Source organism: Microbacterium sp. YJN-G, assembly GCF_015040615.1.
GTDB lineage: Bacteria > Actinomycetota > Actinomycetes > Actinomycetales > Microbacteriaceae > Microbacterium.
On sequence record NZ_CP060402.1, the window covers coordinates 1,163,269 to 1,184,450 of the forward strand.

Annotated in this window: 16 protein-coding genes; 6 read left to right on the forward strand and 10 right to left on the reverse strand. The window is 69.1% G+C overall.

The genetic code is table 11. The features are described from left to right. Positions 1-29: 29 nt before the first annotated feature. From H7694_RS05400 to H7694_RS05410, 3 genes are read right to left on the reverse strand one after another with little or no spacing between them, the layout of a single operon-like run. On the reverse strand, positions 30-1,253 hold the full coding sequence (locus tag H7694_RS05400) for a DUF4350 domain-containing protein (RefSeq protein ID WP_193598508.1): 1,224 nt from the start codon (positions 1,251-1,253) through the stop codon (positions 30-32). Further along, positions 1,250-1,924: a DUF4129 domain-containing protein gene (locus H7694_RS05405; RefSeq protein ID WP_193598509.1), complete on the reverse strand. Its 675-nt coding sequence runs from the start codon at positions 1,922-1,924 to the stop codon at positions 1,250-1,252. The genes H7694_RS05400 and H7694_RS05405 overlap by 4 nt, the downstream gene beginning before the upstream one ends. After that, on the reverse strand, positions 1,921-3,288 hold the full coding sequence (locus H7694_RS05410) for a hypothetical protein (RefSeq protein WP_193598510.1): 1,368 nt from the start codon (positions 3,286-3,288) through the stop codon (positions 1,921-1,923). Before H7694_RS05410 ends, H7694_RS05405 begins: the two co-directional genes overlap by 4 nt. 171 nt (positions 3,289-3,459) lie before the next feature. On the opposite strand from H7694_RS05410, the gene mtrA reads away from it, so the two are divergent. The 5 genes from mtrA (at position 3,460) to hpf (ending at position 9,047) form a co-directional block, all read left to right on the forward strand. Continuing rightward, positions 3,460-4,140 carry an MtrAB system response regulator MtrA gene (gene mtrA / locus H7694_RS05415; RefSeq protein WP_193598511.1) on the forward strand — a complete coding sequence of 227 codons (681 nt, stop codon included), beginning with the start codon at positions 3,460-3,462 and terminating at the stop codon, positions 4,138-4,140. Between the two features lie 8 nt (positions 4,141-4,148). Next, positions 4,149-5,840 carry an MtrAB system histidine kinase MtrB gene (gene mtrB / locus H7694_RS05420; protein ID WP_413782928.1) on the forward strand — a complete coding sequence of 564 codons (1,692 nt, stop codon included), beginning with the start codon at positions 4,149-4,151 and terminating at the stop codon, positions 5,838-5,840. Next, positions 5,837-7,543, forward strand: coding sequence for an LpqB family beta-propeller domain-containing protein (locus H7694_RS05425; RefSeq protein ID WP_193598512.1), 1,707 nt, complete (start codon positions 5,837-5,839; stop codon positions 7,541-7,543). Before mtrB ends, H7694_RS05425 begins: the two co-directional genes overlap by 4 nt. Positions 7,544-7,635: 92 nt before the next feature. Beyond that, positions 7,636-8,292 (forward strand): ComF family protein, encoded by a 657-nt coding sequence (locus H7694_RS05430; RefSeq protein WP_193598513.1) that lies wholly within the window; start codon positions 7,636-7,638, stop codon positions 8,290-8,292. Between the two features lie 98 nt (positions 8,293-8,390). Next, entirely contained in the window at positions 8,391-9,047 is a 657-nt protein-coding gene (gene hpf, locus H7694_RS05435; protein ID WP_193598514.1) for a ribosome hibernation-promoting factor, HPF/YfiA family, read from the forward strand. 249 nt (positions 9,048-9,296) lie between these two features. Here the strand turns inward: hpf and H7694_RS05440 are convergent, their stop codons facing one another. Together H7694_RS05440 and H7694_RS05445 are read right to left on the reverse strand one after the other, a co-directional pair. Further along, entirely contained in the window at positions 9,297-10,634 is a 1,338-nt protein-coding gene (locus H7694_RS05440; RefSeq protein WP_193598515.1) for a hypothetical protein, read from the reverse strand. A 171-nt stretch (positions 10,635-10,805) separates the two neighbouring features. Beyond that, the gene (locus H7694_RS05445) at positions 10,806-11,411 is read right to left on the reverse strand and encodes a PadR family transcriptional regulator (protein WP_193598516.1); all 606 of its coding nucleotides are present in this window, start codon (positions 11,409-11,411) and stop codon (positions 10,806-10,808) included. A 216-nt stretch (positions 11,412-11,627) separates the two neighbouring features. Here H7694_RS05445 and secA point away from each other — a divergent pair, with 216 nt between their 5' ends. Then, positions 11,628-14,405 carry a preprotein translocase subunit SecA gene (secA, locus tag H7694_RS05450; RefSeq protein WP_193598517.1) on the forward strand — a complete coding sequence of 926 codons (2,778 nt, stop codon included), beginning with the start codon at positions 11,628-11,630 and terminating at the stop codon, positions 14,403-14,405. Between the two features lie 58 nt (positions 14,406-14,463). On the opposite strand, the gene H7694_RS05455 is transcribed toward secA, so the two are convergent. The 5 genes from H7694_RS05455 to fdrA form a co-directional block, all read right to left on the reverse strand. After that, positions 14,464-14,952, reverse strand: a complete 489-nt coding sequence (locus H7694_RS05455) for a nucleoside deaminase (protein ID WP_193598518.1) — start codon at positions 14,950-14,952, stop codon at positions 14,464-14,466. Positions 14,953-14,986: 34 nt separating this feature from the next. Next, a complete protein-coding gene (locus H7694_RS05460; RefSeq protein ID WP_193598519.1) occupies positions 14,987-16,489 on the reverse strand; it encodes a cytosine permease in 1,503 nt (500 codons plus the stop codon). A gap of 81 nt (positions 16,490-16,570) precedes the next feature. Continuing rightward, the gene (locus H7694_RS05465) at positions 16,571-18,202 is read right to left on the reverse strand and encodes a hypothetical protein (RefSeq protein ID WP_227468307.1); all 1,632 of its coding nucleotides are present in this window, start codon (positions 18,200-18,202) and stop codon (positions 16,571-16,573) included. After that, positions 18,199-19,623, reverse strand: a complete 1,425-nt coding sequence (locus tag H7694_RS05470; RefSeq protein WP_193598520.1) for a DUF1116 domain-containing protein — start codon at positions 19,621-19,623, stop codon at positions 18,199-18,201. Before H7694_RS05470 ends, H7694_RS05465 begins: the two co-directional genes overlap by 4 nt. Further along, the gene (fdrA, locus tag H7694_RS05475; RefSeq protein ID WP_193598521.1) at positions 19,623-21,173 is read right to left on the reverse strand and encodes an acyl-CoA synthetase FdrA; all 1,551 of its coding nucleotides are present in this window, start codon (positions 21,171-21,173) and stop codon (positions 19,623-19,625) included. The genes H7694_RS05470 and fdrA overlap by 1 nt, the downstream gene beginning before the upstream one ends. Positions 21,174-21,182 lie beyond the last annotated feature (9 nt).

The following is a 21,182-nucleotide window of genomic DNA, read 5'->3' on the forward strand; positions in this document are numbered from 1 at the left end:
GGAGGTGGGGGAGGCGAGGTGCTCGTCGCTCACGGGCGGTTCCTTTCGGTGCGGACGGCGTCGTCGACGGCCGTCTCGAGTTCGGAGAGTCGGCGGGCGAGCTCGACGAGCTCGTGGTCGGTGGCGGGAGTGGGGCCCCCGAGCAGGTCGTACAGCGCGGTGCGCGGCACGCGCAGCCGGTCGGATGCGGCATCCGCGACCTCGGCGGCCGACGCACGCGGGCTCAGCGCCAGACGGGCGGCGAGGCGCGTCAGCGTGCCCTCGCGGATCGCGGCACCCGCATGTGCGGCATCCGCCGCTCTGGCGGTCAGCCGTGCGCGGCCCTGCATGGTCTCGGATGCCCGCACCGTGACCGGCAGCGACTCGGCCACGAGCGGGCCGAAGCGGCGGCCGCGCCACCCGATCGCCGCGAGTCCGGCGAGCAGCAGCGTGATGATGACGGGGGTCACCCACTCGGGCGTCAGCTCGGCCAGCGTGCCCGGCTGCTCGCCCGTGATGTCGCTGTCGGCGAAGCTCGGCACGTACCAGACGATCGGCTCGCCCTGAGCGAGCAGTGCGAGGCCGAGCGCGGCGTTGCCGTTCTCGGCGAGGGCGTCGTTCGAGAGCAGGTGGGTGCCCTCGACGAGGGTGATCGTGCGATCGCCGGCTGAACCGCGCAGCACGGCGGCCGCACCGGATTCGGTGCGGAAGCAGCCGTCGACGCTCGCGGCGGGGAGGAACATCCGCTGCGCCTCGATGGTGCCGACCCGCGCGAACTCCGAGAGTGTGCATTCGGCCTCGACGACGCCCGCGTCGCCCGGTGCATCCTCGCCGAGGTCGAGCAGGCGCAGCATCCGGGCGCTGCTGCTGAGCAGCACGGTGCGGTCGGCGCGGTCGATGAGGGCGAGCGCGCCCTCATCGGTCAGGGTGAAGGGGTCGGCCATCACGAGAGTCGCACCGTCGTCGAGTGCATCGACGGTCGCCGCCCTCGTGCGGGTGGTCGTGACCTCGACCCCCTGATCGCGTACGAGCTCGGCGAGGGCCTTCGCGCCCGGCGGCCCCGGGTTCTCGGGGTTCAGGCTGCCGCTGAGATCGGGGGCGGTCACGGCGAACCGCAGTGACAGCAGGGCGATGCCGATCAGCAGCACGATGACGAACAGCCACCCCAGCAGCCGTCTGCCGCGGCCGTGCGGTCGCGGCGCGGCCGTGGACGTCGGCGCCGACACCTCTTCCGTTGTGGCGGACAGTGCCTGCGGCGCGTCGACGACGGTCATGCCGGCACCGCCTCAGCGGACTGGTGGACCTCAGCGGACTGGTGCAGGGGGGTGGTGTGCCGGACGGCATCGTCGGTCGCGGCCAGCGCTCGGTAGCGCGCCTCATCGGCGGGCTCTCGCAGGTAACGGACGGCGTCGAAGGCCGTGGCCGCGCGGTGCAGCCTGTCGTCCAGCCCCGGCAACGACGTGATCGCCTCACGCACGATGCCCTGCGCGGTGGCGCCGGGTGCCGGGTCGATGAGATCCCGTTCGATCAGTCCCCGTGCCAGTGCGCGGAACCTCAGCACGACAGCGCCGTCCCAGTCCTGCTCGCGTGCCCGCCGTTCGGCATCCGTGCGCAGCTGTGCGGCCGTGCGATCGTCGCGTTCGCCGAGCAGATCGGAGTGACCGCGCGTCGAGCGCGACGCCCGAGGGCGGCCCCACACGAGCAGCGCGACGACGAGGGCTGCGATCACCACGATCACGATCGCGACGAGGGCGACCGGCGCGGCGCCGCCCGCGCCGTCCGTCGTGAACAGCGACGTGAACCAGTTCCAGACGCCGGCGGCGAACTCATCGAACCAGGTCGGCTTCGCCGCCTGGTACTCGCGCTCGGCCAGCTCCTCCTCCGCCCGGCGTCTGGCATCGTCGCCATCAGGGATGAAGACGTCGGTGAGGGCGAGGAGCGTCATGCGTTCGAGCCGGGTGCCGTCCACGAATCCGCGGCTCCCGGCGCGCTGGAGGGCGCGGCGGAGGGGGGAGCGGCAGGCTGCGGATTCTGCGGGGCGGGCGGGTACTGACCTGCCGGATACTGGGCCGGCGGGTGCTGAGCGGGTGGATACGGTGCCGGTGGGTACTGGGCCGGCGGGTACTGTGCCGCCGGGTATTGCGCTCCGGGGTACTGACCTGCCGGGTGCTGCGCCGGCGGATAGCCGGCGGGGGCATATCCGGGCGCGTATCCGGGATGTGTGGTCGGCCGCGGAGTCTTGGACACCGCCCGGGCCGGGTCGACGGCGTACGGATCGCCGAGCTGCTCGTCCGGCGTGCCGTGCGAGGCGAGCTCGACGTGGCGGATGAGCGTCTGGTCCAGCGCCTCGTAACGCATCCGGCTGTCGAGATAGATCAGAGTTGCACCGGTGCCCTGCACGACGATGGCGATGGCCTGCACCGCCAGCAGCAGCACCTGCGGCACCACGTTCGCGGCGATGATGGCGATGACCTCGCTCGGGCCCTCGGCGCCGGTGGGCGCCACGATGCCCGTGATCATCGTCGAGACGATCGTGACGGGGAAGGCGACCACCTGCATGGCGAGCCCCATGATCAGGTTGATCAGGACCATGATTCCCAGCGCCGGCCAGAACCGTCCGCGGATCAGGCGCCACGAGCGCACCAGTGCGGCGCCCAGCGTCGCGTGCTCGAGCACGAGCACCGACGGAACCACGAGCAGCTTGGTGGTCAGCCACAGGAACAGCGGGATGCTGCCGAGCAGGAGCACCAGGCCGATGATGACCGACAGCACGATGGATCCGGTGCTGTCGAACCCGCCGAGTGCGAGGACGCCGAAGACGATCCCGAACACGATCGCCGTCCACAGCAGAGCCGCCAGCGCCTGCAGCAGCGTGTAGGAGAACAGCCGCCAGAAGGCGGGCTTGACCCGGCTCCACAGCATCCGCAGTGACGCCTTGCGTGACAGGGCGGCGTACGAGACGTCGGCGGCGACCAGGCCCTGCACCACTGCCGTCAGCGCGACGGTGACCAGCGCCATGACGATGGCGGCGAGGCCGCCGAGCGCGATCGAGCCGGCGACGATCGCGCCGAAGTCGGGCGAGGACGGCGGGACCGAGGCGATGCGCAGCGCGACGAACCAGCCGACGAGCAGCATGACGCCGGCGGTGATGATCCCGACGACGAACTGCACGACCACGGCGAACCCGAAGAGCACCTTCGGGTTGTGTCGCAGGCCCGCGAACGCGCGCCCGAGGATCATCCCGAACTGCATCGGATGCAGCGGGATCGCACCCTTCCTCGGCGCGGGCGTCCAGGTCTGTCCGGTCATTCCGCACTCCCTCCCCATGTGCCCTCTTATCGTGGCACACCGGGTGGCGAGTCCGTCGGCACGCGGCGGCATCCGGGATGACAGCCACATTCTCAAGTAGGCTGATCCGAGTCGCGGTCGCGCGGGGATCCCGCCGACCGCTTCGAAGAGAAAGATGAGGCTGGGCAGAAGATGACCTCTCGAATCCTCGTGGTCGACGACGACACGGCTCTGGCCGAGATGATCGGCATCGTGCTGCGCACCGAGGGATTCGACGTGCTGTTCTGCGCCGACGGGGCACAGGCCGTCGACGAATGGCGCTCGTCCCGGCCCGACCTCGTGCTGCTCGACCTCATGCTGCCCGGCATGGACGGCATCGAGATCTGCACGCGCATCCGCGCGGAATCCGGCGTTCCCGTCATCATGCTGACCGCACGCAGCGACACCGCCGATGTCGTGCGCGGACTCGAGGTCGGCGCCGACGACTACATGGTCAAGCCGTTCAACCCGAAGGAGCTCGTGGCGCGCATCCGCACCCGGCTCCGGCCCGCACCGCAGGCCACCGCCGAGGTGCTGCGCGTGGGCGATCTGACCATCGACGTCGACGCGCACGAGGTGCGCCGCGGCACCGCGCCCATCGCCCTGACCCCGCTGGAGTTCCAGCTGCTGGTCGCGCTGGCGTCCAAGCCGCAGCAGGTGTTCTCTCGCGAGATGCTGCTCGAGCAGGTCTGGGGCTACCACTACAAGGCCGACACCCGGCTCGTGAACGTGCACGTGCAGCGACTGCGCGCCAAGGTCGAGCTCGACCCGGACAACCCCCGGATCGTCATGACGGTGCGCGGGGTCGGGTACCGCGCAGGGAGCGTCAGCTAGGGGATCCGGTGATCGCGACAACCGCGACCCGCGTGCACGCGGGATTCTGGCGATCGCCGCGCAGCTGGCCGGACGCCGTGGTCGCCGACTGGCGGCGATCCATGCGCTTCCGCGCCACGGCCATCACGCTGGCGTTCACCTCGCTCGCCATCCTCATCACCTGCGTCATCATGGGGCTCGTCATCCGCAACGACCTGTTCGAGGCGCGCAAGGACGAGGCGCTGCTCAACGCCCGCGCCGCCGTCGCGCAGGCGCAGAAGGTGCTCGACGCCGGGCAGGCCGGCGATGACCGTGCGAAGCTGTCGAGCCTGTGGCGCGAGGCGCAGAGCGAGCTCGGCCGGGTGGCCTCGTCCGACCGGATCGCCGGCTCGCTCGCCGCGAACGAGGGCGACGGCGACGGATACACGCCGCCGGGGTTCGGCAGCCGGCTGACCGCGGCGCAGCTGAGCACCGAACTGCGCACCCGGGTCGTGCAGGTGCCGGGACGGCAGGCCTGGCAGTCGGTCGTCCTGCCGCACGACGACGGCTCGGTCACCGCGGGCATCGTCGTCGGGCAGCTGCTGACTATCCCCGAGGTCGGCACGTACGACGTGTACATCGCCTACGACCTCGCGGATGCCGATGAGACGCTGCTGTTCGTGCAGCGCACGCTGTGGATCGCCGGTCTCTCGCTGGTCGCCCTGATCGCCGGGATCTCCTGGCTCGTGCTCAGATCGGTCTCCGCGCCCATCATCGAGGCTGCCGAGACGAGCGCGCGCCTCGCATCCGGTGAACTCGGGGTGCGTCTGCCCGTGCACGGCGAAGACGAGCTGGCCAGCCTCGGCACATCGTTCAACGCCATGGCCGACTCCATCGAACGTCAGATCAAGGAGCTCGCCGAGCTCTCGCTCGTGCAGCAGCGGTTCGTCTCCGATGTGTCCCACGAGCTGCGGACGCCGCTGACGACCATCCGGCTGGCGGCCGAGATGATCAACGACCAGAAGGATGACTTCGACCCCACCACCGCCCGCACGGTCGAGCTGCTGCACACCCAGGTGCAGCGCTTCGAGACCCTGCTGGCGGATCTGCTCGAGATCAGCCGCTACGACGCCGGCTCGGTGCAGCTCGAGGTCGAGGCGACGAGCCTCGCGCAGCTGGCCGAAGAGGTCGTCGATCAGCTGCGCCCGCTCGCCGTCACCCACGACACCGAGCTGCGGCTGGTCGCCCCGGGCGGCTACTCGCCGGTCGATCTCGACCCGCGCCGCGTGCGGCGCGTGCTGCGCAACCTGATCGGCAACGCCATCGAGCACGGCGAGGGACAGCCCATCGTCGTCACCGTCGACAGCAACCAGTACGCCGTCGCCGTGGGCGTGCGCGACTTCGGCCTCGGCATGCGTCCCGAGGATGCCGAGCACGTGTTCGACAGGTTCTGGCGCGCGGACCCTTCGCGCAAGCGCACCATCGGCGGGACGGGCCTCGGGCTGTCCATCGCCCTGGGCGACGCGAAACTGCACGGCGGCACGCTGCAGGTCTGGTCAGAGCCGGGTGCGGGCACGAACTTCGTGCTCACGATCCCGCGGGACGGCCGCGATGTCGACGGTCAGGGCCCGGTGCCGCTGGAGCCGCAGGAGACGCTCACCGACCTCGGCAGCGTCACGCAGCCCATCGCGCTGCACAGAGCTTCCGAGGTCAGAGCATCCGACGGCGGGGAGGACGCATGAGATCACGTCATCGCATCCGCCTCGCCGGCCTCGCCGCGGCGATGGTCGTGCTGCTGGCCGGCTGCGCCGGCCTGCCCACGACGGGCACACCGAACGCCGGGCTCGCCGTCGGCGAGGAGAACGAGCTGCCCTCGTTCACCCCGATCGCCCGCGGGCCCGAGCCGGGTGCGAGTCCCGCCCGCCTGGTCGCCGGCTTCCTCGACGCCGCGATGACGCCCGCCAACGAATGGGAGATCGCGAAGGAGTTCCTCACCGACGACCTGCGCCAGAGCTGGAAGCCCGACGCGAGCGTGACCATCGACTCCTCGGCCGTGTTCCGCGACTTCGAGGCCACGCCCCCCGCCGACGACGAGACGGCTGACACCGCAGAGGTGCGGGTGCAGGTGGAGCAGATCGCCAGCGTCGACAAGGAGGGCGCGTACAGTGCGGCATCCGGCGCGGGCACCGCGGCCTACCGGCTCGAACGGCGCGAGGACGGCGAGTGGCGCATCTCCGAGGCTCCGGACGGCATCTTCCTCGATGCCGACACCTTCGGCCAGGTGTACCAGAAGTACTCGCTGAAGTACTTCGACCAGAGCTGGACCCACCTCGTCCCCGATGTGCGCTGGTTCCCTCGGCGCACCGCGATGGCCACGTCCGTGGCCCGTGCGCTGATCTCCGGCCAGCCCAGTCCCTGGCTGGCGCCGGCGGTACGCTCCGCCTTCTCCGACGACGTCTCGCTCTCGGGCGATGCCGTGCTCGTCGATTCCGCGCAGGTGGCATCGGTGGCACTGTCACGGGCCGCCCTGTCGGCATCCTCCACCGTGCTCGCGCGCATGCGCACCCAGCTGGAGTCGAGCCTGGTGGGGGCGGGGGTCACCGAGGTGCGCTTCACCGTCGACGGCACGCCCCTGGATGCCGGCACGGTTCCCGTCGAGGAGGCGATCACCGACCCCGGAGTGCTGATTCTCACCGAAGAGGGCTTCGGCACGGCATCCGGGGGCTCGGTGGCGCCGGTCGGCGGACTCACCGCCCAGCTCGAGAAGCTCGTCGAGCCGATCCGGGCGGTGGACGTGTCGCTGAGCGCCGCGCTCGCCGCCGTGCAGCTGCGCGACGGACGCGTGTACGCCGTGAGCGCGGGCAACACCGATGAGCTCGACAAGCGTCCCGGTCTCATCGAGCCGTCCCTGGATCCGTTCGGCTACACCTGGACCGTCCCCCGCGGCGATCCCGCCGCCCTGGAGGCCTGGGCGGAGCAGGTCGAGAGATTCCCCGTGGCCGGCTCCTGGCCGAGCGCGGAGTCCATCACGCATCTGCGCGTGGCGGCCGACGGCGCGCGTGTCGCCGCGATCGTCGCGGTCGGCGGACAGCGGCGCCTCGTCGTGGCATCGGTGCTGCGCGGCGAGCAGTCCGAGCCGGTGGAGCTCGGCGAGCTTCACGAGGTGGCGCGACTGACCGGGCCCGCGCAGGGCCTCGCCTGGGTGGGAGCCGATTCGCTCGCGGTGCTCTCCGCCGCACCCGACCCTGCCGTCACCACGCACGTCGTCGGTGGCCCTTCGTCCTCATCGCCCGCTCCCGACGGCGCGGTCGCGATCGCCGGAGCGCGGTCGACCACCGGGCTGCGGGTGCTGTCCTCGAACGGGTCGGTCTACGCGCAGCGCGGCACCTCGTGGCAGGTCTCCGTCGAGGACGTCCTCGTACTCGGCACACGCGCCGGGTACTGATCGTCCTGCACATCCCGCATCCGACGCCGGGTTGTGCACGGATGCCGTGACCGGCGGCCTGCGGCCGCCGGCCGGTGCGCCAGGATCGGCGGATGAGATGGGAGCAGGCGACTGCGGTCGCGCGGGAGGCGCTGGCGTTCGTGCTGGCATCGTGCTGTCCCGGATGCGATTGGCCGGGCACTCTGCTCTGTGACGCCTGCCGGGGGATGCTCGCGGCCGACCCGGTCGAGGTCGTCACCCCGGGCGGACTGGCGGTGCATGCCGCGCTGACGTACGAGGGCGTCGCCGCGCGCAGCATCCGCCGGGTGAAGGAGGAGGGCGCGACGATGCTCACCCGGCCGCTCGGGGCGGCACTCGCGACCGTACTCGGGGAGCGGATGCCGCCCGGCGCGCTGGTCGTGCCCGTGCCGACCAGCCGCGCCGCGTTCCGCCGGCGCGGCTACCGGGTGCCCGAGCTGCTGATCCGCGAGGCGGGCTACGACGCGCGCCGGATCCTGCATCCGGCGCGGCGCACCGGCGATCAGCGCGGCCTGGACCGGGAGAGGCGGGCGCGGAACGTCGCCGGGAGCATGCGCGCCTCCTCGGGGTGGGCGGAGGCGCCACCGGTCGTGATCGTCGACGACGTGGTGACGACAGGGGCGACGCTGGACGAGGCCGCACGTGCGCTGCGCGCGGCCGGATTCCGCCCGGTGTGCGGCGTGGCCCTCGCCGCGACGCCGCGTCATCGCGACACGCGGAAATCACGGTGAACGGATAGTGACATGTTCGGTCGCGGCGACTAGCGTAGGGGTTCACAAGGCGACCACGGTCCGCCCTTGGCCGGGTGGACCGGGACAAGGAGGCAGTGATGGAAACGAGCATCGTCGGTGTCGGAGTGAGCATCTCCGATCGGTTCCGGGCGGTCGTCGAGGAGAAGACGGCGCGTATCCAGACTCTCGCACCTCGGGCACTGCGACTCGAGACCAAGGTCACCCACCGCGCGTACCGCAACGGCCGGGTTCCCGACGAGACGGTGGAGCTGACGCTCCTGGGCAAGGGGCCCGTGATCCGCGCGGAGGCCGTCGACGCCGACAAGTTCACCGCGCTCGACCTGGCGCTCGACAAGCTCGCGGAGCAGCTGCGCCGCGCGAAGGAGAAGCGGATCGACGGGCGCAACCAGAACCGCGGCGCTCACTTCGAGAAGGGCAGCGGCGCGCTCGAGGGCATCGACGTCCAGCCGGCATCCGTCGACGTGCTGCAGGCCGTCGCGACCGGCGCCATCCCCGTCCAGGAGGAAGAGGAGGAGGCGTACTCGCCGGTCGTCATCCGCACGAAGAACTTCGACGCGGAGTGGATGACCATCGAGGAGGCCGTCGACCGGATGGAGCTGGTCGGGCACGACTTCTTCCTGTTCGTCGATGCGCGCACCGACCACCCGAGCGTCGTCTACCGCCGCAAGGGCTGGGACTACGGTGTCATCTCGCTGACGACTGCGGCTCCCCCCGCTGAGGCGCTCGCGTCCTGATTCACCCGCAGGGGCGCCCTTCCGATCGGGAGGGCGCCTCTTCTGTGCTCACTCGCGGTGCGTGTCCCAGTTCCTGCGGGTGTACGTCGCAGCCACTCGCATTTTCTGGGACACGCGTCCGGGGGATGTCTCACTTCTGGTGGGCGTGCGCGGCCGCAACTCGCATCTTCTGGGACACGCGGGCGGATCAAACCGGACGCACCGCCGCGGCCGCGGACGGCCCCGCCTGCGGGCGATCACCGCAGCAGGTCAGTCGAAGATGCCGTCCAGGATGCTGCCGATCACGAGACCGCCCAGCACACCGCTGACGATGTCGCCGCCTCCGCCGCGGCGCCCGCCGCCGTTCCAGCCGTTTCCGCCCCAGCCATTGTCGCCGCCCCAGCCCTGCTGCTGCGGGCGGGACGAGTCGATGTCGCGCTGGGCGAGCTGCAGTGCCTCGGAGGCCAGCTGCGCCACGCGGCGGGCCGACGACAGTGCCAGCTCACGGGTGTCCTCGGCCGGAAGCATCGCAGGCACGTCCACGCGCAGGCGCTCGGCCTCGGCGAGTCGGGTGCGCGCATCGGCACCGATCCAGCCGCGGTGACCGGCGATGAGCCCTCGTGCGACGCCCAGCTGACGGTCGGCGTCGTCGAGTGCGTGCTGCACCTGCGCGACCGAGGGCAGCGGGTTCTCGGCGCGGTGACGAGCCTTCGCGACCGCCGCATCCAGCGCGCTGTTCGCCGTGCGCAGCTCGGTGAGCTCGGCGAACGGATCGTTGCGCGAACCCGCAGGCGCCAGCGACATCAGCGCCTTCTCCAGCGCGGTGACCCCGGCGACGACCTCAGGTGTCTGCGGAGCCGTGCGAGCGGCCATGATGTCACCGCGGGAGTCTGCGACGACGTCGGCGAGCGTCGATTCCGCGCGCAGGGCCTGGATCTCGAAGTCCTCGACCGCGTCGAGGATGGCCGCGGCTCGGCGGACGGCCTCGGTCGCCGTCTCGAGCGCGAGATTGGCCTCCTCGTTCTGCTTCGCCGCGCGGCGACGCTCCGACACCTCGGCGCCGTGGGTCGCGAAGGCGATGAGCTGCGCGGCTTCGTCGGCCGAATCGGCGATGCGGTGCATCGCGCTGTCGGCATAGCGCGACGACAGGCGCTGCACGGTGTCACGGGCGTGCGGGATGCGGATGCCGAGGGCCTCGGCATCCCGTCGCACCTGGGCGATGATCTCGGGGGCGCGGCGAACCTTCGCGACGGTCTCGGCGAGCTCGCCGGTCTTCTCGTCGAGCAGGTTCTCGGCCCACTCGCACAGCTGCACGATGCGGGCGTTGCGGGTGCGCAGCTCTTCGACGGTGTCGGGGATCTCGTCGTGGTTGAGCTGGTGCAGCTGGAAAGCCTCGCGCATGTGGGTGCGCACGGCGGAGAGCGCCGCGTGCAGATCCGAGGTCAGCGACTCGCCGAGCTCGGCCTGCGCGAAGACCAGCTCATCCGCGGTGGTGCGGATGCGCTCGTCGGCGGCCACCAGCGCCTGCTCGGCGCGGCGCGCGAGATCCGCATCCTGCGCAGCCAGCGCCTCTTCTTCACGTCTACGTCTGCCCCAGAAACCGGCCATGCTCTCGATCCTACGGTCGTCAGGCGATGCCTGCGCTGTGCATCGCATGCGCCTTCGGCGAACACCTACCGCCGAAACCCCTCCTGAGCGCCCATACCCCTCGTGATTGACGTCATTCAGGTGGGGTTTCGACAATCACGAGGGGTTTCGGCGGAAGGAGTCGGGAAGGAGTCAGGAAGGGAATGGGGCGGGGAGCTTGGCGGGGCGGCCGCGCTTGGGGCGGTCGGTCGCCAGGGACAGAGCGGATGCGGCGTGCGGGCGGCGGCTCAAGCGCTGCTCGACGAGATCGAGCCAGCGCAGCCGGGCCTCGACGTTGACGATCATCGAGTCGACGATCAGCGATCGCGCGAGCTCCTCGGGGCCCGCGGCATCCGCGTCGGAGAGCCCTACCGCCCCGAGCTCCTCCAGCTGCGCGAGAGATGCGCGGCGCTGGCTGCGGATGACCTGCGCGACATCGACGCCGGGAAGCGTCGAGGCGATCGCCAGCTTGATCACCAGTTCGTCCCGCGTGCCCGATCCGCCGGCGGCGGGAGAGCCCAGCCAGTCCCGCACCTCGAGACGGCCGGCATCGGTGATCTCGTAGTAGACGTGCCCCTGCTCGTCGACGTCGCCCTTGGCGACCAGCCCATCGCGCTCCAGGCGCTCGAGGGTGTTGTAGATCTGGCCGACGTTCAGCGGCCAGGTCGATCCGGTGCGGCGATCGAACTCGGCGCGCAGCTGATAGCCGTAGCACGGCCCCTGGTCGAGGATGGCGAGCAGGCTCTGGCGGACGGACATCGTGACTCCTCCATCCGGTTTCCCGGTATTGCGTTTCGCGGTATATGCATATCGGGAAATCCGGCCCGTGCGCAAGGCCCGGCGCGGCGTGTCCGTTCGCGCTCAGCGTTCACGAACCAGCACAGGCACAGCGTGCGCAGGTCACGCGCCGGTAACATGGCAAAGCATGTCCGGTGCAGACCCTTGCGCCGGGACGTATACCCAAGGGAGACATCCGTGGCGAATCCTCTCGAGAAGATGCTGCGCGCCGGCGAGGGACGCATCCTTCGCAGGCTGAAGCAGGTCGTCAAGGCCGTCAACGCGCTGGAGGACGACTTCGAGAAGCTCACCGATGAGGAGCTGCGGGGCGAGACCGCCGAGCTGCGCGCTCGGTACGAGAAGGGCGAGACCCTCGACCAGCTGATGCCCGAGGCGTTCGCCGCGGTGCGCGAGGCCGCGCGCCGCACGCTGGGCATGCGCGCCTACGACGTGCAGATCATGGGCGGCGCGGCCCTGCACAACGGCAACATCGCCGAGATGAAGACCGGTGAGGGCAAGACCCTCGTAGCGGCGTTCCCGTCCTACCTGAACGCCATCGCGGGCAAGGGCGTGCACATCATCACGGTCAACGACTTCCTCGCGTCGTACCAGTCCGAGCTGATGGGCCGCGTGCACCGGGCGCTGGGCATGACCACGGGCACCATCGTCTCGGGCCAGACCCCCGAGGTGCGCCGCGAGCAGTACGCCGCCGACATCACCTACGGCACGAACAACGAGTTCGGCTTCGACTACCTGCGCGACAACATGGCGTGGCGGCGCGAGGACCTCGTCCAGCGCGAGCATTTCTTCGCGATCGTCGACGAGGTGGACTCGATCCTCATCGACGAGGCCCGCACGCCGCTGATCATCTCCGGCCCCTCCTCCGGCGAGGCCAACCGCTGGTTCACCGAGTTCGCCAAGATCGCCCGCACCCTCGAGCCCGGCGTCGACTACGAGGTCGACGAGAAGAAGCGCACGGTGGGCGTGCTGGAGCCCGGAATCGAGAAGGTCGAGGACTACCTCGGCATCGACAACCTCTACGAGTCGGCGAACACCCCGCTGATCTCGTTCCTGAACAACTCGATCAAGGCGATCGCCCTGTTCAAGAAGGACACCGACTACGTCGTGATGAACGACGAGGTCATGATCGTCGACGAGCACACCGGCCGCATCCTGGTCGGACGCCGTTACAACGAGGGCATCCACCAGGCCATCGAGGCCAAGGAGGGCGTGCCGGTCAAGGCCGAGAACCAGACCCTCGCGACGGTCACCCTGCAGAACTACTTCCGCCTCTACGAGAAGCTCGCAGGCATGACCGGAACCGCCGAGACCGAGGCGGCCGAGTTCATGTCGACCTACAACCTCGGCGTGGTGCCGATCCCGACGAACCGCCCGATGATCCGCAAGGATCAGCCCGACCTCGTGTACAAGAACGAGCAGGCCAAGTTCACCCAGGTGGTCGAGGACATCGCCGAGCGTCACGCAAGTGGCCAGCCGGTGCTGGTGGGCACGGTGAGCGTCGAGAAGAGCGAGTACCTCTCGCGTCTGCTGGCGAAGAAGGGCATCAAGCACGAGGTCCTCAACGCCAAGAACCACGCTCGCGAGGCCGAGATCGTCGCGCTGGCCGGAAAGCTCGGCGCCGTCACCGTGGCCACGAACATGGCCGGACGAGGCACCGACATCATGCTCGGCGGCAACGCCGAGTTCCTCGCCGTGCAGGAGCTCAAGTCGAAGGGGCTTGACCCGGAGGAGACTCCGGAGGAGTACGAAGCCGCGTGGGATGAGACCTATGAGGCCATGAAGACGAAGGTCGCCGAGGACGGCGAGAAGGTCGCCGAGGCCGGCGGCCTGTACGTGCTGGGCACCGAGCGCCACGAGTCGCGACGCATCGACAACCAGCTGCGCGGTCGTTCGGGCCGTCAGGGAGACCCGGGTGAGAGCCGCTTCTACCTGAGCCTCACCGACGACCTGATGCGCCTGTTCCAGTCGGGTGCGGCCGAGGCGATCCTCGCGCGCACGAACTTCCCCGACGACGTGCCGATCGAGTCGGGGCTGGTCAGCCGCGCCATCCGCAGCGCCCAGTCGCAGGTCGAGGCGCGCAACGCCGAGATGCGCAAGAACGTGCTCAAGTACGACGACGTGCTCAACAGGCAGCGCGAGGCGATCTACACCGACCGCCGTCACATCCTGCACGGCGACGACATCGCCGACCGGGTGCGTCACTTCATCGAGGATGCGATCAGCGGGATCGTCGACGACCACACCGCCGAGGGCCACACCGAGAGCTGGGACTTCGACTCGCTGTGGACCGAGCTGAAGACCCTGTACCCGATGAACGTCACCATCGACGAGGTCGTCGCCGAGGCGGCGGGCCGCAAGGGCGGCATCAACGCCGAGAGCCTCAAGCGCGAACTGCTCTCGGATGCTCTGATCGCGTACGAGAAGCGCGAGGAGTCGCTCGGTGAGGCCGCGACCCGCGAGCTCGAGCGCCGGGTGGTGCTGCAGGTGCTCGACCGTCGCTGGCGCGACCACCTCTACGAGATGGACTACCTCAAGGACGGCATCGGCCTGCGCGCGATGGCGCAGCGCGACCCGCTGATCGAGTACCAGCGCGAGGGCTACGCGATGTTCCAGTCGATGATGGGCCAGATCAAGGAGGAGTCCGTCGGCTACCTCTACAACCTCGAGGTCGAGGTGCGCCGTGCCGGTGCCGACCAGACCGAGGTCGAGGCGAAGGGTCTCGTCGATGCGCAGCCCGAGCAGAAGCTCGAGTACTCCGCGCCGAACGACTCCGGCGACGTCGAGGTGCGCAACGAGCGCGGTCAGGTGCAGCAGGCGGCCACCGCCCGCCTGCGCAAGGCCGGCCAGGGCGGCGAGGAGCCGGCCCGCGGCTCGTTCGGCCAGCGGACGGATGCTGAGGAGGCGCCCGCCGGCAACCGCGAGCAGCGCCGCGCGCAGAGCAAGAAGCGCAAGTAGGCTTGATCACGAAGAAGGCCGGCCCCGCAGGGGACCGGCCTTCTTCGTGCTGCGGGTGTCAGCCGTTCAGCTTCTGGAACTCGGTCCAGATCGACGCGCAGTCCTCACGGCCCTCGTCCAGGTGGATCATGTCGAGCGTGGAGGTGTCGCTGCCGTCCAGGTAGCGGCGCAGGTGCATGTCGCTGAAGCCGTTGTCGGCGGCGTCGTCGCGGGTCGAGGCGTAGTAGCAGGTGGTGATGCCCGCCCACATCATCACTCCGACGCACATCGGGCACGGCTCGCAGGTCGCGTACATGATGTGACCCGACAGGTCGAGCGTGTCGAGCTTGCGGCAGGCCTCGCGGACGGCGACCATCTCGGCGTGGCCCGAGATGTCGGTGTCCTTGATGACGGTGTTGCCGATCGCCACGACGATCTCGCCGTCGGCGTTGACGAGGGTCGCGCCGAACGGGCCACCGGTGCCGGCGCGCATCCCGTCGATGGTCACCTCGACCGCCGGGCCGAAGTACGAGTCGAGCACTTCGGCGGAGGGGGTGGTGTCAGTCATTGCTCTCTCCTTCTGTGGTTGCGGCGGATGCCGGTCAGTTGCTGCTCTTGGATGCGGACAGCGTCAGGATGGCGTAGCCGACGAAGCCCACGATCAGGCCCGAGAAGAACGCCAGGTTGTTCACCTGCGCCAGGAACTCGACGCTCGAGACTCCGGGCACGCGGCCGATCATGGTGATCACGAAGCTCGCGATCAGTACGCCCAGGGCGCGCCAGTTGTACGCCGGCAGCGATCCCTTCTGACCGCCCTTGTAGTCGGCGTAGATGCCGTCGACGTCGAGGGTCTTCTTGCGCTCCACGAAGTACGAGGCGAGCATGATGCCGACGATCGGGCCGAACATCGAGCCGATGAGCGAGTAGAACAGGAACAGCGCGTCGGTGTTCTCGACGAACTGCCACGGCAGGATCAGCGTGCCGATGACGGCGGCGAGGATCGCACCGCGCTTGAGCGTGAACAGCTTCGGCAGCTGAGCGGTCAGCTGCAGACCGGCCGGCAGCATGTTGCCGAAGACGACGAAGGCGACAGCGCCGACGTTCATCGCCAGGATCAGGAGCACGACGACGAACGGGTTGCCGACGCCCTCGTTGATGGCCTGGATGAAGACGCCGGGACGGTTGATGTCGAAGTCGCCGCCCGAGACGACCTGCAGGGCGGCCACGAACGAGACCGTGACCAGCGCGAACAGGATGTACGAGCCGATCACGCCGATGGGGAACCCGATGGCAGGGGCCTTCATCGAGGTGGCGTTGCGGGTGTAGTCGCCGGTGTTGACGATGGGTCCCGCCCAGTTCGACACCAGGATCGACACGCAGGTGATGAAGATCAGCGGGGTGACGGGGGAGTCGACCACACGGGTGGAGAACACCTCTCCGAGACCGCCCGCGTTGACCACGGCCAGCACCACGGCGATCACGACGAGGATGTAGACCGCCGGGTTCGCCCAGTTGCTGAACTTGCCGAGGAACGCCTGGCCGCCCAGGAACAGGCCGACGGTGATCACCCAGGTGATCAGGTACGAGATGGCGGTCGGGATCGGCAGGCCGAGGATGTCGGCGCCGCCCCCGATGTTCATGTATCCGGGCCAGATGGTCTCGAAGACGACGTCGAAGGCCTGTGCCGACGAGACGCTCGTGATGCCGAAGAACATGAAGCCGGCGATGATGCCGCGCACCCAGGTGGGCACCAGCGCGCCCTTGTGGCCGAAGGCCTCTCGCAGCTGCATCGCGAACGGCACGCCGTACTTGGCGGCGGCCTGTCCGTTGAGGATGTAGCCGATCGAGACGATCACCGCGGCGGTCATGATGGCGCCGACCACCTGCCAGGCGTTCAGGCCCAGCGCGAAGAAGGTCATGACGGTGAAGTAGGACAGGATGTTGTGGATCGGCCCCATCCACACGGTGATGAACTGCGGGGTCTTCCAGGTGCGATCCTTGGGACGGATCGGCAGCACATCATCGGCATAACCGCGCGCCGAATACTCGGCGATGCGCTCGGCGCCGGGGTCGACCAGCTGCGGGTCGATTGCGGGTGCGGACATGGTCATCCGTTTCTCTCTGCACCGGTGTTCGGTGTTGTGGCGGGTCCGGGAGCGGTGCTCTCCCGGACCCGCCGGGGTGATTCAGCCCTTGGAGGACTGGATCAGGGAGGGGGTGACGGCGTGGCTCAGAGTGATCTCGTCGTTGTCGGTGAACGTCACCGACTCCTTCAGGACGCGATCCTGGATCCACTTCGCCAGGAACAGCATGGCCACCATCCCGTACGCGACCAGGAACATCACGTGGGTGTCGGCCAGGGTGAACTCCGCCGGGAGGCTCGGCACCGGGGCGTGGATGATGCCGAACAGCGACAGCAGACCGGCGAGGATGCTGACGATCACACCGAGCATCGGCTTGTTCCGGATCGCGAAGATCGCGATCATGCCCCACAGCAGCGACGACAGCGGTGCGCCGTTGCCGAGCGTGGAGATACCCGCGAAGTAGGTGCCAGCCCCGTTCAGGGCCTCTGCTCCCACCTCGCCGACGTTGGTGCCGGCCGCCTTCAGCGTGTTGCTGACGAGGCTGTTGGCCCAGTTCGCGATCCATGGGAACAGCGCGATGAAGATCACCGGCAGCTCCACCTTCGGCGTCTCACGCACCGACTGCGCGGCGGTGACGATGCCGATGTAGATCAGGATCGGCGCGATCGCGGCCATCGGGACGACCGACAGCAGCAGCGCGCTCATGCCGAACAGGCCGACGGCGAACATCGTGATGCCGTTGAGCATCGTGTAGCCGATGCCGGCGCCCATCTCCTTGTACGCGGTGTGGCCGATGTACACGGTGACAGGGTACGGGTTGCCCATCAGGGCACCGATCATCGTCGCACCACCGTTGACCAGCATGACCGGGCGAGCCTGGTAGTGGTCGCCTGCGGCCTCAGCGGCCTCGATGTTCTCGAGGTCGAACACGTAGTTCGCCAGCGCCAGCGGCACGGCCGAGGCGAGGAACGGACCGGCGTGCTGCAGACCCTCGAAGAAGTTGCCGATGGACACCTGCGGCGGGTGCCAGCCGGCGTGCGCGAGAGCCGACTGCACGGCCTCGGGCGTCTGCAGGCCGAAGGCCCACGCGGCGGCGGTACCGACGATCAGCAGCAGCAGGCCGGTGGGCACCTTGCCCAGGAACGGCGAGCGGCCGAACCAGTTCATGAACACGATCGCCAGCACGACGAACGCGACCACGGGGAACTGGAAGGTCTGCAGCATCGGGTTCATCGCCAGCAGCAGCAGGCCCAGACCCGCCAGACATGCCAGTAGCACGGAGCGCGGCACGGCGCGGCGCAGCAGGTCGCCGAAGAACGATCCGACGAACAGGATCAGTCCCTCCAGGAAGCCCCAGACCAGGCCGATGCCGACCGCGAGCTCGGCATCCTGCGTGGTGGAGTACACCGGCAGGATCACCAGGAACGTCACGGTGAAGATCGACGGGGCGCTGGGCCCGGAGGGCAGGGCCACGACGTCGCCGCGGCCCTCCTTCGCCGCGAGGCGCCTGGCGAACCAGACGTACATCGATGAGGTGATCAGGATCGCCAGGCCGAACGCCGGTGCGATCCGCCCGACGACCATCCCCACCGGGAGCCCTGCCATGGTGAGCAGCGCCGTGAAGGTGATGATGTTGGTCAGGTTGTTGGTGAACAGCGCGAAGAACGCCGCGATATCACCCTTCTTCCACCACTTCAGCTCGGTGCCCGTGCCGACGGGCGCGACGGCGGTCACGGCTTGACCGTGTCTGCAAGGGCGCGCAGCGCCTTCTGGAAGGCCTCGACCGGCGGGTGCGTGATGCCGGCGCCGATCATGCCGATACCGGGATCCTTGTGCGCGATCGCGGTGTTGATGATCGGCAGGATGCCGGTCTCCATGACCTTGCGCACGTCGATGCCGCTGGGCACGCCCATGAAGTCGAGCGCCGGGATCGTGATGTTCGGGTTGTTGCCGGTGGTGATGGCGTTCATCGTGCGCGAGTAGCCCATGGCCTCGTCCACGGTGCCGCCGACCAGGGCGACGATCGCGGGTGCGGCCGCCATGGCGAAGCCGCCGATGCCGAACGTCTCGGTGATGGCCGAGTCGCCCATGTCCAGGCCCGAGTCGGCCGGGGTGTACCCGGCGAACATCGGCCCGATGACCTCCTGTGCGGGGCCGGTGAACCACTGACCGCCGGTGCCGGAGACGCGGATGCCGAAGTCGACGCCGTTGCGTGCCATCGTCGTGACGACGGTGGAGTTCTCGATGCCGTTCGCAGCATCCATCGACGCCTTCGCCGCGACCATCCAGGTCGGCCCGGAGAAGTAGTCCGAGGACGCGACGAAGTCGAAGACCTCGCGCTTCTCCTTGGTGGTGAAGTCCGTCTCGAGGATGTACGGGGCCAGCGCCTGGATCAGCAGGGTGGTGCCTGCGACGTTGCGGTTGTGCGCCTCGTCACCCATGTGCAGGGCTTGCGAGAGCAGCAGACGCAGGTCGAGACCCTCCTCGTTCAGCGCCATGGCGCCGGCGAGGACGGGACCGAACACGTCGCGCATCCAGTTCAGGCGGTCGATGACCGACTGGTCGTTCGCACCGAAGCGCAGGATCTTCGACAGCTGCTCCGACAGGTTCGTGTACGCGGTGTTGCCGTACGCGCGGTTGGTGACCTTGTGCACCCACATGCTCGCACTGGTGACGCCTGCCATCGAGCCGACCGACTGGTGCTCGTGGCAGGGGGCGAAGGTGATCTCGCCGGAGGCGGCGAGCTCGAACGCCTCGTCGACGTCCTTCGCGAGACCCTCGAACACCAGCGCACCGGTGACGGCGCCCTTCATGGGGCCCGACATCCGGGTGAACTCGATCGGGGGACCGGCGTGCAGGATCGTCTTCTTCGTCATGCCAGGCACCGTGTCCAGCGCCTGGCCGAAGCCCTCCAGGAACGGCTGCGAGCCGAGGATGCGCTCCAGCGCGACCTGGTTGGCGGCGTCGATCTTCTCGGCGACCGCCGGGTCCTCGAGGCGGCTGAGCGCGGCGATGACCTCGGGGTCCCCGCCGCCCGGCGGGGTCCAGTCCATCAGCACGGGCGCGACGCCCTGGGCCTTCAGGTCATCGGCGAACATGTCGAGACCGAGGTTCACCGGCTTCAGCTCGGTGGAGAACAGATCGTTGACACTCATCAGTTGTCACCCTTCGCGACGAATTCACGGGCCAGCAGGCCGAGGTTGGTGGAGGAGGAGGCGATGGTCACGCCGGCGGCCTCGAGCTTGGCCACCTGGTCGGCGATCGCCGGGGTGTCCAGGTCGGTGCCGAGGACGTAGCCGAGGATCTCGAGGTGCTGGCCGCGTGCGGCGGCCTTCGCCTTGGCCTCGGTGATCGCCGGGATGGTCACGCCCACGGGGTCCTCGTGCGAGCCGAAGCCGAGCACGAAGTCCATCGCGATGACGCCGACCTCCGGGTCGTCCGCCTCCTGGACGATGCGCTGCAGACGCAGCGACGGGTCGATCATGGGGTGCGGACGGCCGTTGGTGAAGTCGTCGTCGCCCATGTCGAGGAAGGTGTGCTCCTTCGAGTCATCCATCGCGCCGATCCGGTAGGCCGGGTCCTTCTGGATGTTGGAGTACACGTTGTCGTACTTGGCGAGAGCCGCGAACATCGACTCGTCGCACAGCGTGCCGCCGCAGAACAGACCGCGGACGTACTTCTGCTCGGGAGCGAGCTTGGCGCGCACCTCTTCGATCAGCGGCAGGTTCAGCGGGTGCTTGTCGAGGGTCGACTCGTCGATGCCGGACGCCACCACGGCGGCGATGGCGAGCGGCTTGGTGCCCTCGGTGACCATCGTCACGTTGTCGTAGCCCGACTCGGTGCGGTCCGAGCCGAGGAAAGTGACGAACACCGGCTTGGATGCTGCGCCGGCGACGGCGAGCACCTTCTCGGCGACCTCTTCGGCCGGGGGCTTGGAGATGAGCGCGATGACCTTGGTCTCGGGGTCGGCGTCGAGGGCCTTGATGCCGTCGATCATCGAGATGCCGCCGATCTCGGTGGACAGGTCGCGGCCGCCGGTGCCCAGCAGCTGCGAGACGCCGCCGCCGAAGTCATGGATGCGCACCGAGAGCTCCTGGCTGCCGGTGCCCGAGGCCCCGACGATGCCGATGCTGCCGCGGCGCACCGCGTTGGCGAAGGCGAGACCGACGCCGTTGATGATCGCGGTGCCGCAGTCGGGTCCCATCACCAGCAGGCCGTTCTCGTGCGCGAGGTTCTTCAGCGACAGCTCGTCCTCGACCGACACGTTGTCGGAGAAGATCATGACGTTCTTGCCGGCGTTCAGTGCCTTGCGCGCCTCGCGGGCGGCGAAGGCGCCGTTGACCGAGATGAGCACGAGGTTGCTGTCGGGTGCCTCGGCGAACGCGCCGTCGAGCGTGCGGTAGCGCACCTCGGCGGCGCCGCCTGCGCTCTTGCTCTTGCGGGCGAGGATGTCGTCGACGGCCTGCACTGCGGCCTCGATGGTGTCAGCGCTGGCGTCGATGACGATCATGAGGTCGCTGGGCTTGGCCGCGTCGATGGCGGGGTCCTCCACGCCGACGTTGAGCAGCACCTCCTTGTTCATCGGGGTCGCCATGCCGAGCAGCGCCTGCGTGACGCCGTCGACGGCGTTCGCCTTGGTGCTCATCGACATGAGCGAGACCGAATCGATGTAGGTGTTCTTCCTGATTTCGATGTGCCTGGTCATCGTGTTCCT

What these genes read in the sequence shown, in the direction of transcription:
- H7694_RS05430 (WP_193598513.1), top strand. Translation starts at nt 7,636, where the DNA reads ATGAGATGGGAGCAGGCGACTGCGGTCGCGCGGGAGGCGCTGGCGTTC.
- hpf (WP_193598514.1), top strand. Translation starts at nt 8,391, where the DNA reads ATGGAAACGAGCATCGTCGGTGTCGGAGTGAGCATCTCCGATCGGTTC.
- mtrA (WP_193598511.1), top strand. Translation starts at nt 3,460, where the DNA reads ATGACCTCTCGAATCCTCGTGGTCGACGACGACACGGCTCTGGCCGAG.
- H7694_RS05440 (WP_193598515.1), bottom strand. Translation starts at nt 10,634, where the DNA reads ATGGCCGGTTTCTGGGGCAGACGTAGACGTGAAGAAGAGGCGCTGGCT.
- H7694_RS05405 (WP_193598509.1), bottom strand. Translation starts at nt 1,924, where the DNA reads ATGACGCTCCTCGCCCTCACCGACGTCTTCATCCCTGATGGCGACGAT.
- H7694_RS05410 (WP_193598510.1), bottom strand. Translation starts at nt 3,288, where the DNA reads ATGACCGGACAGACCTGGACGCCCGCGCCGAGGAAGGGTGCGATCCCG.
- H7694_RS05445 (WP_193598516.1), bottom strand. Translation starts at nt 11,411, where the DNA reads ATGTCCGTCCGCCAGAGCCTGCTCGCCATCCTCGACCAGGGGCCGTGC.
- H7694_RS05460 (WP_193598519.1), bottom strand. Translation starts at nt 16,489, where the DNA reads ATGTCCGCACCCGCAATCGACCCGCAGCTGGTCGACCCCGGCGCCGAG.
- H7694_RS05455 (WP_193598518.1), bottom strand. Translation starts at nt 14,952, where the DNA reads ATGACTGACACCACCCCCTCCGCCGAAGTGCTCGACTCGTACTTCGGC.
- fdrA (WP_193598521.1), bottom strand. Translation starts at nt 21,173, where the DNA reads ATGACCAGGCACATCGAAATCAGGAAGAACACCTACATCGATTCGGTC.
- H7694_RS05470 (WP_193598520.1), bottom strand. Translation starts at nt 19,623, where the DNA reads ATGAGTGTCAACGATCTGTTCTCCACCGAGCTGAAGCCGGTGAACCTC.
- H7694_RS05425 (WP_193598512.1), top strand. Translation starts at nt 5,837, where the DNA reads ATGAGATCACGTCATCGCATCCGCCTCGCCGGCCTCGCCGCGGCGATG.
- H7694_RS05400 (WP_193598508.1), bottom strand. Translation starts at nt 1,253, where the DNA reads ATGACCGTCGTCGACGCGCCGCAGGCACTGTCCGCCACAACGGAAGAG.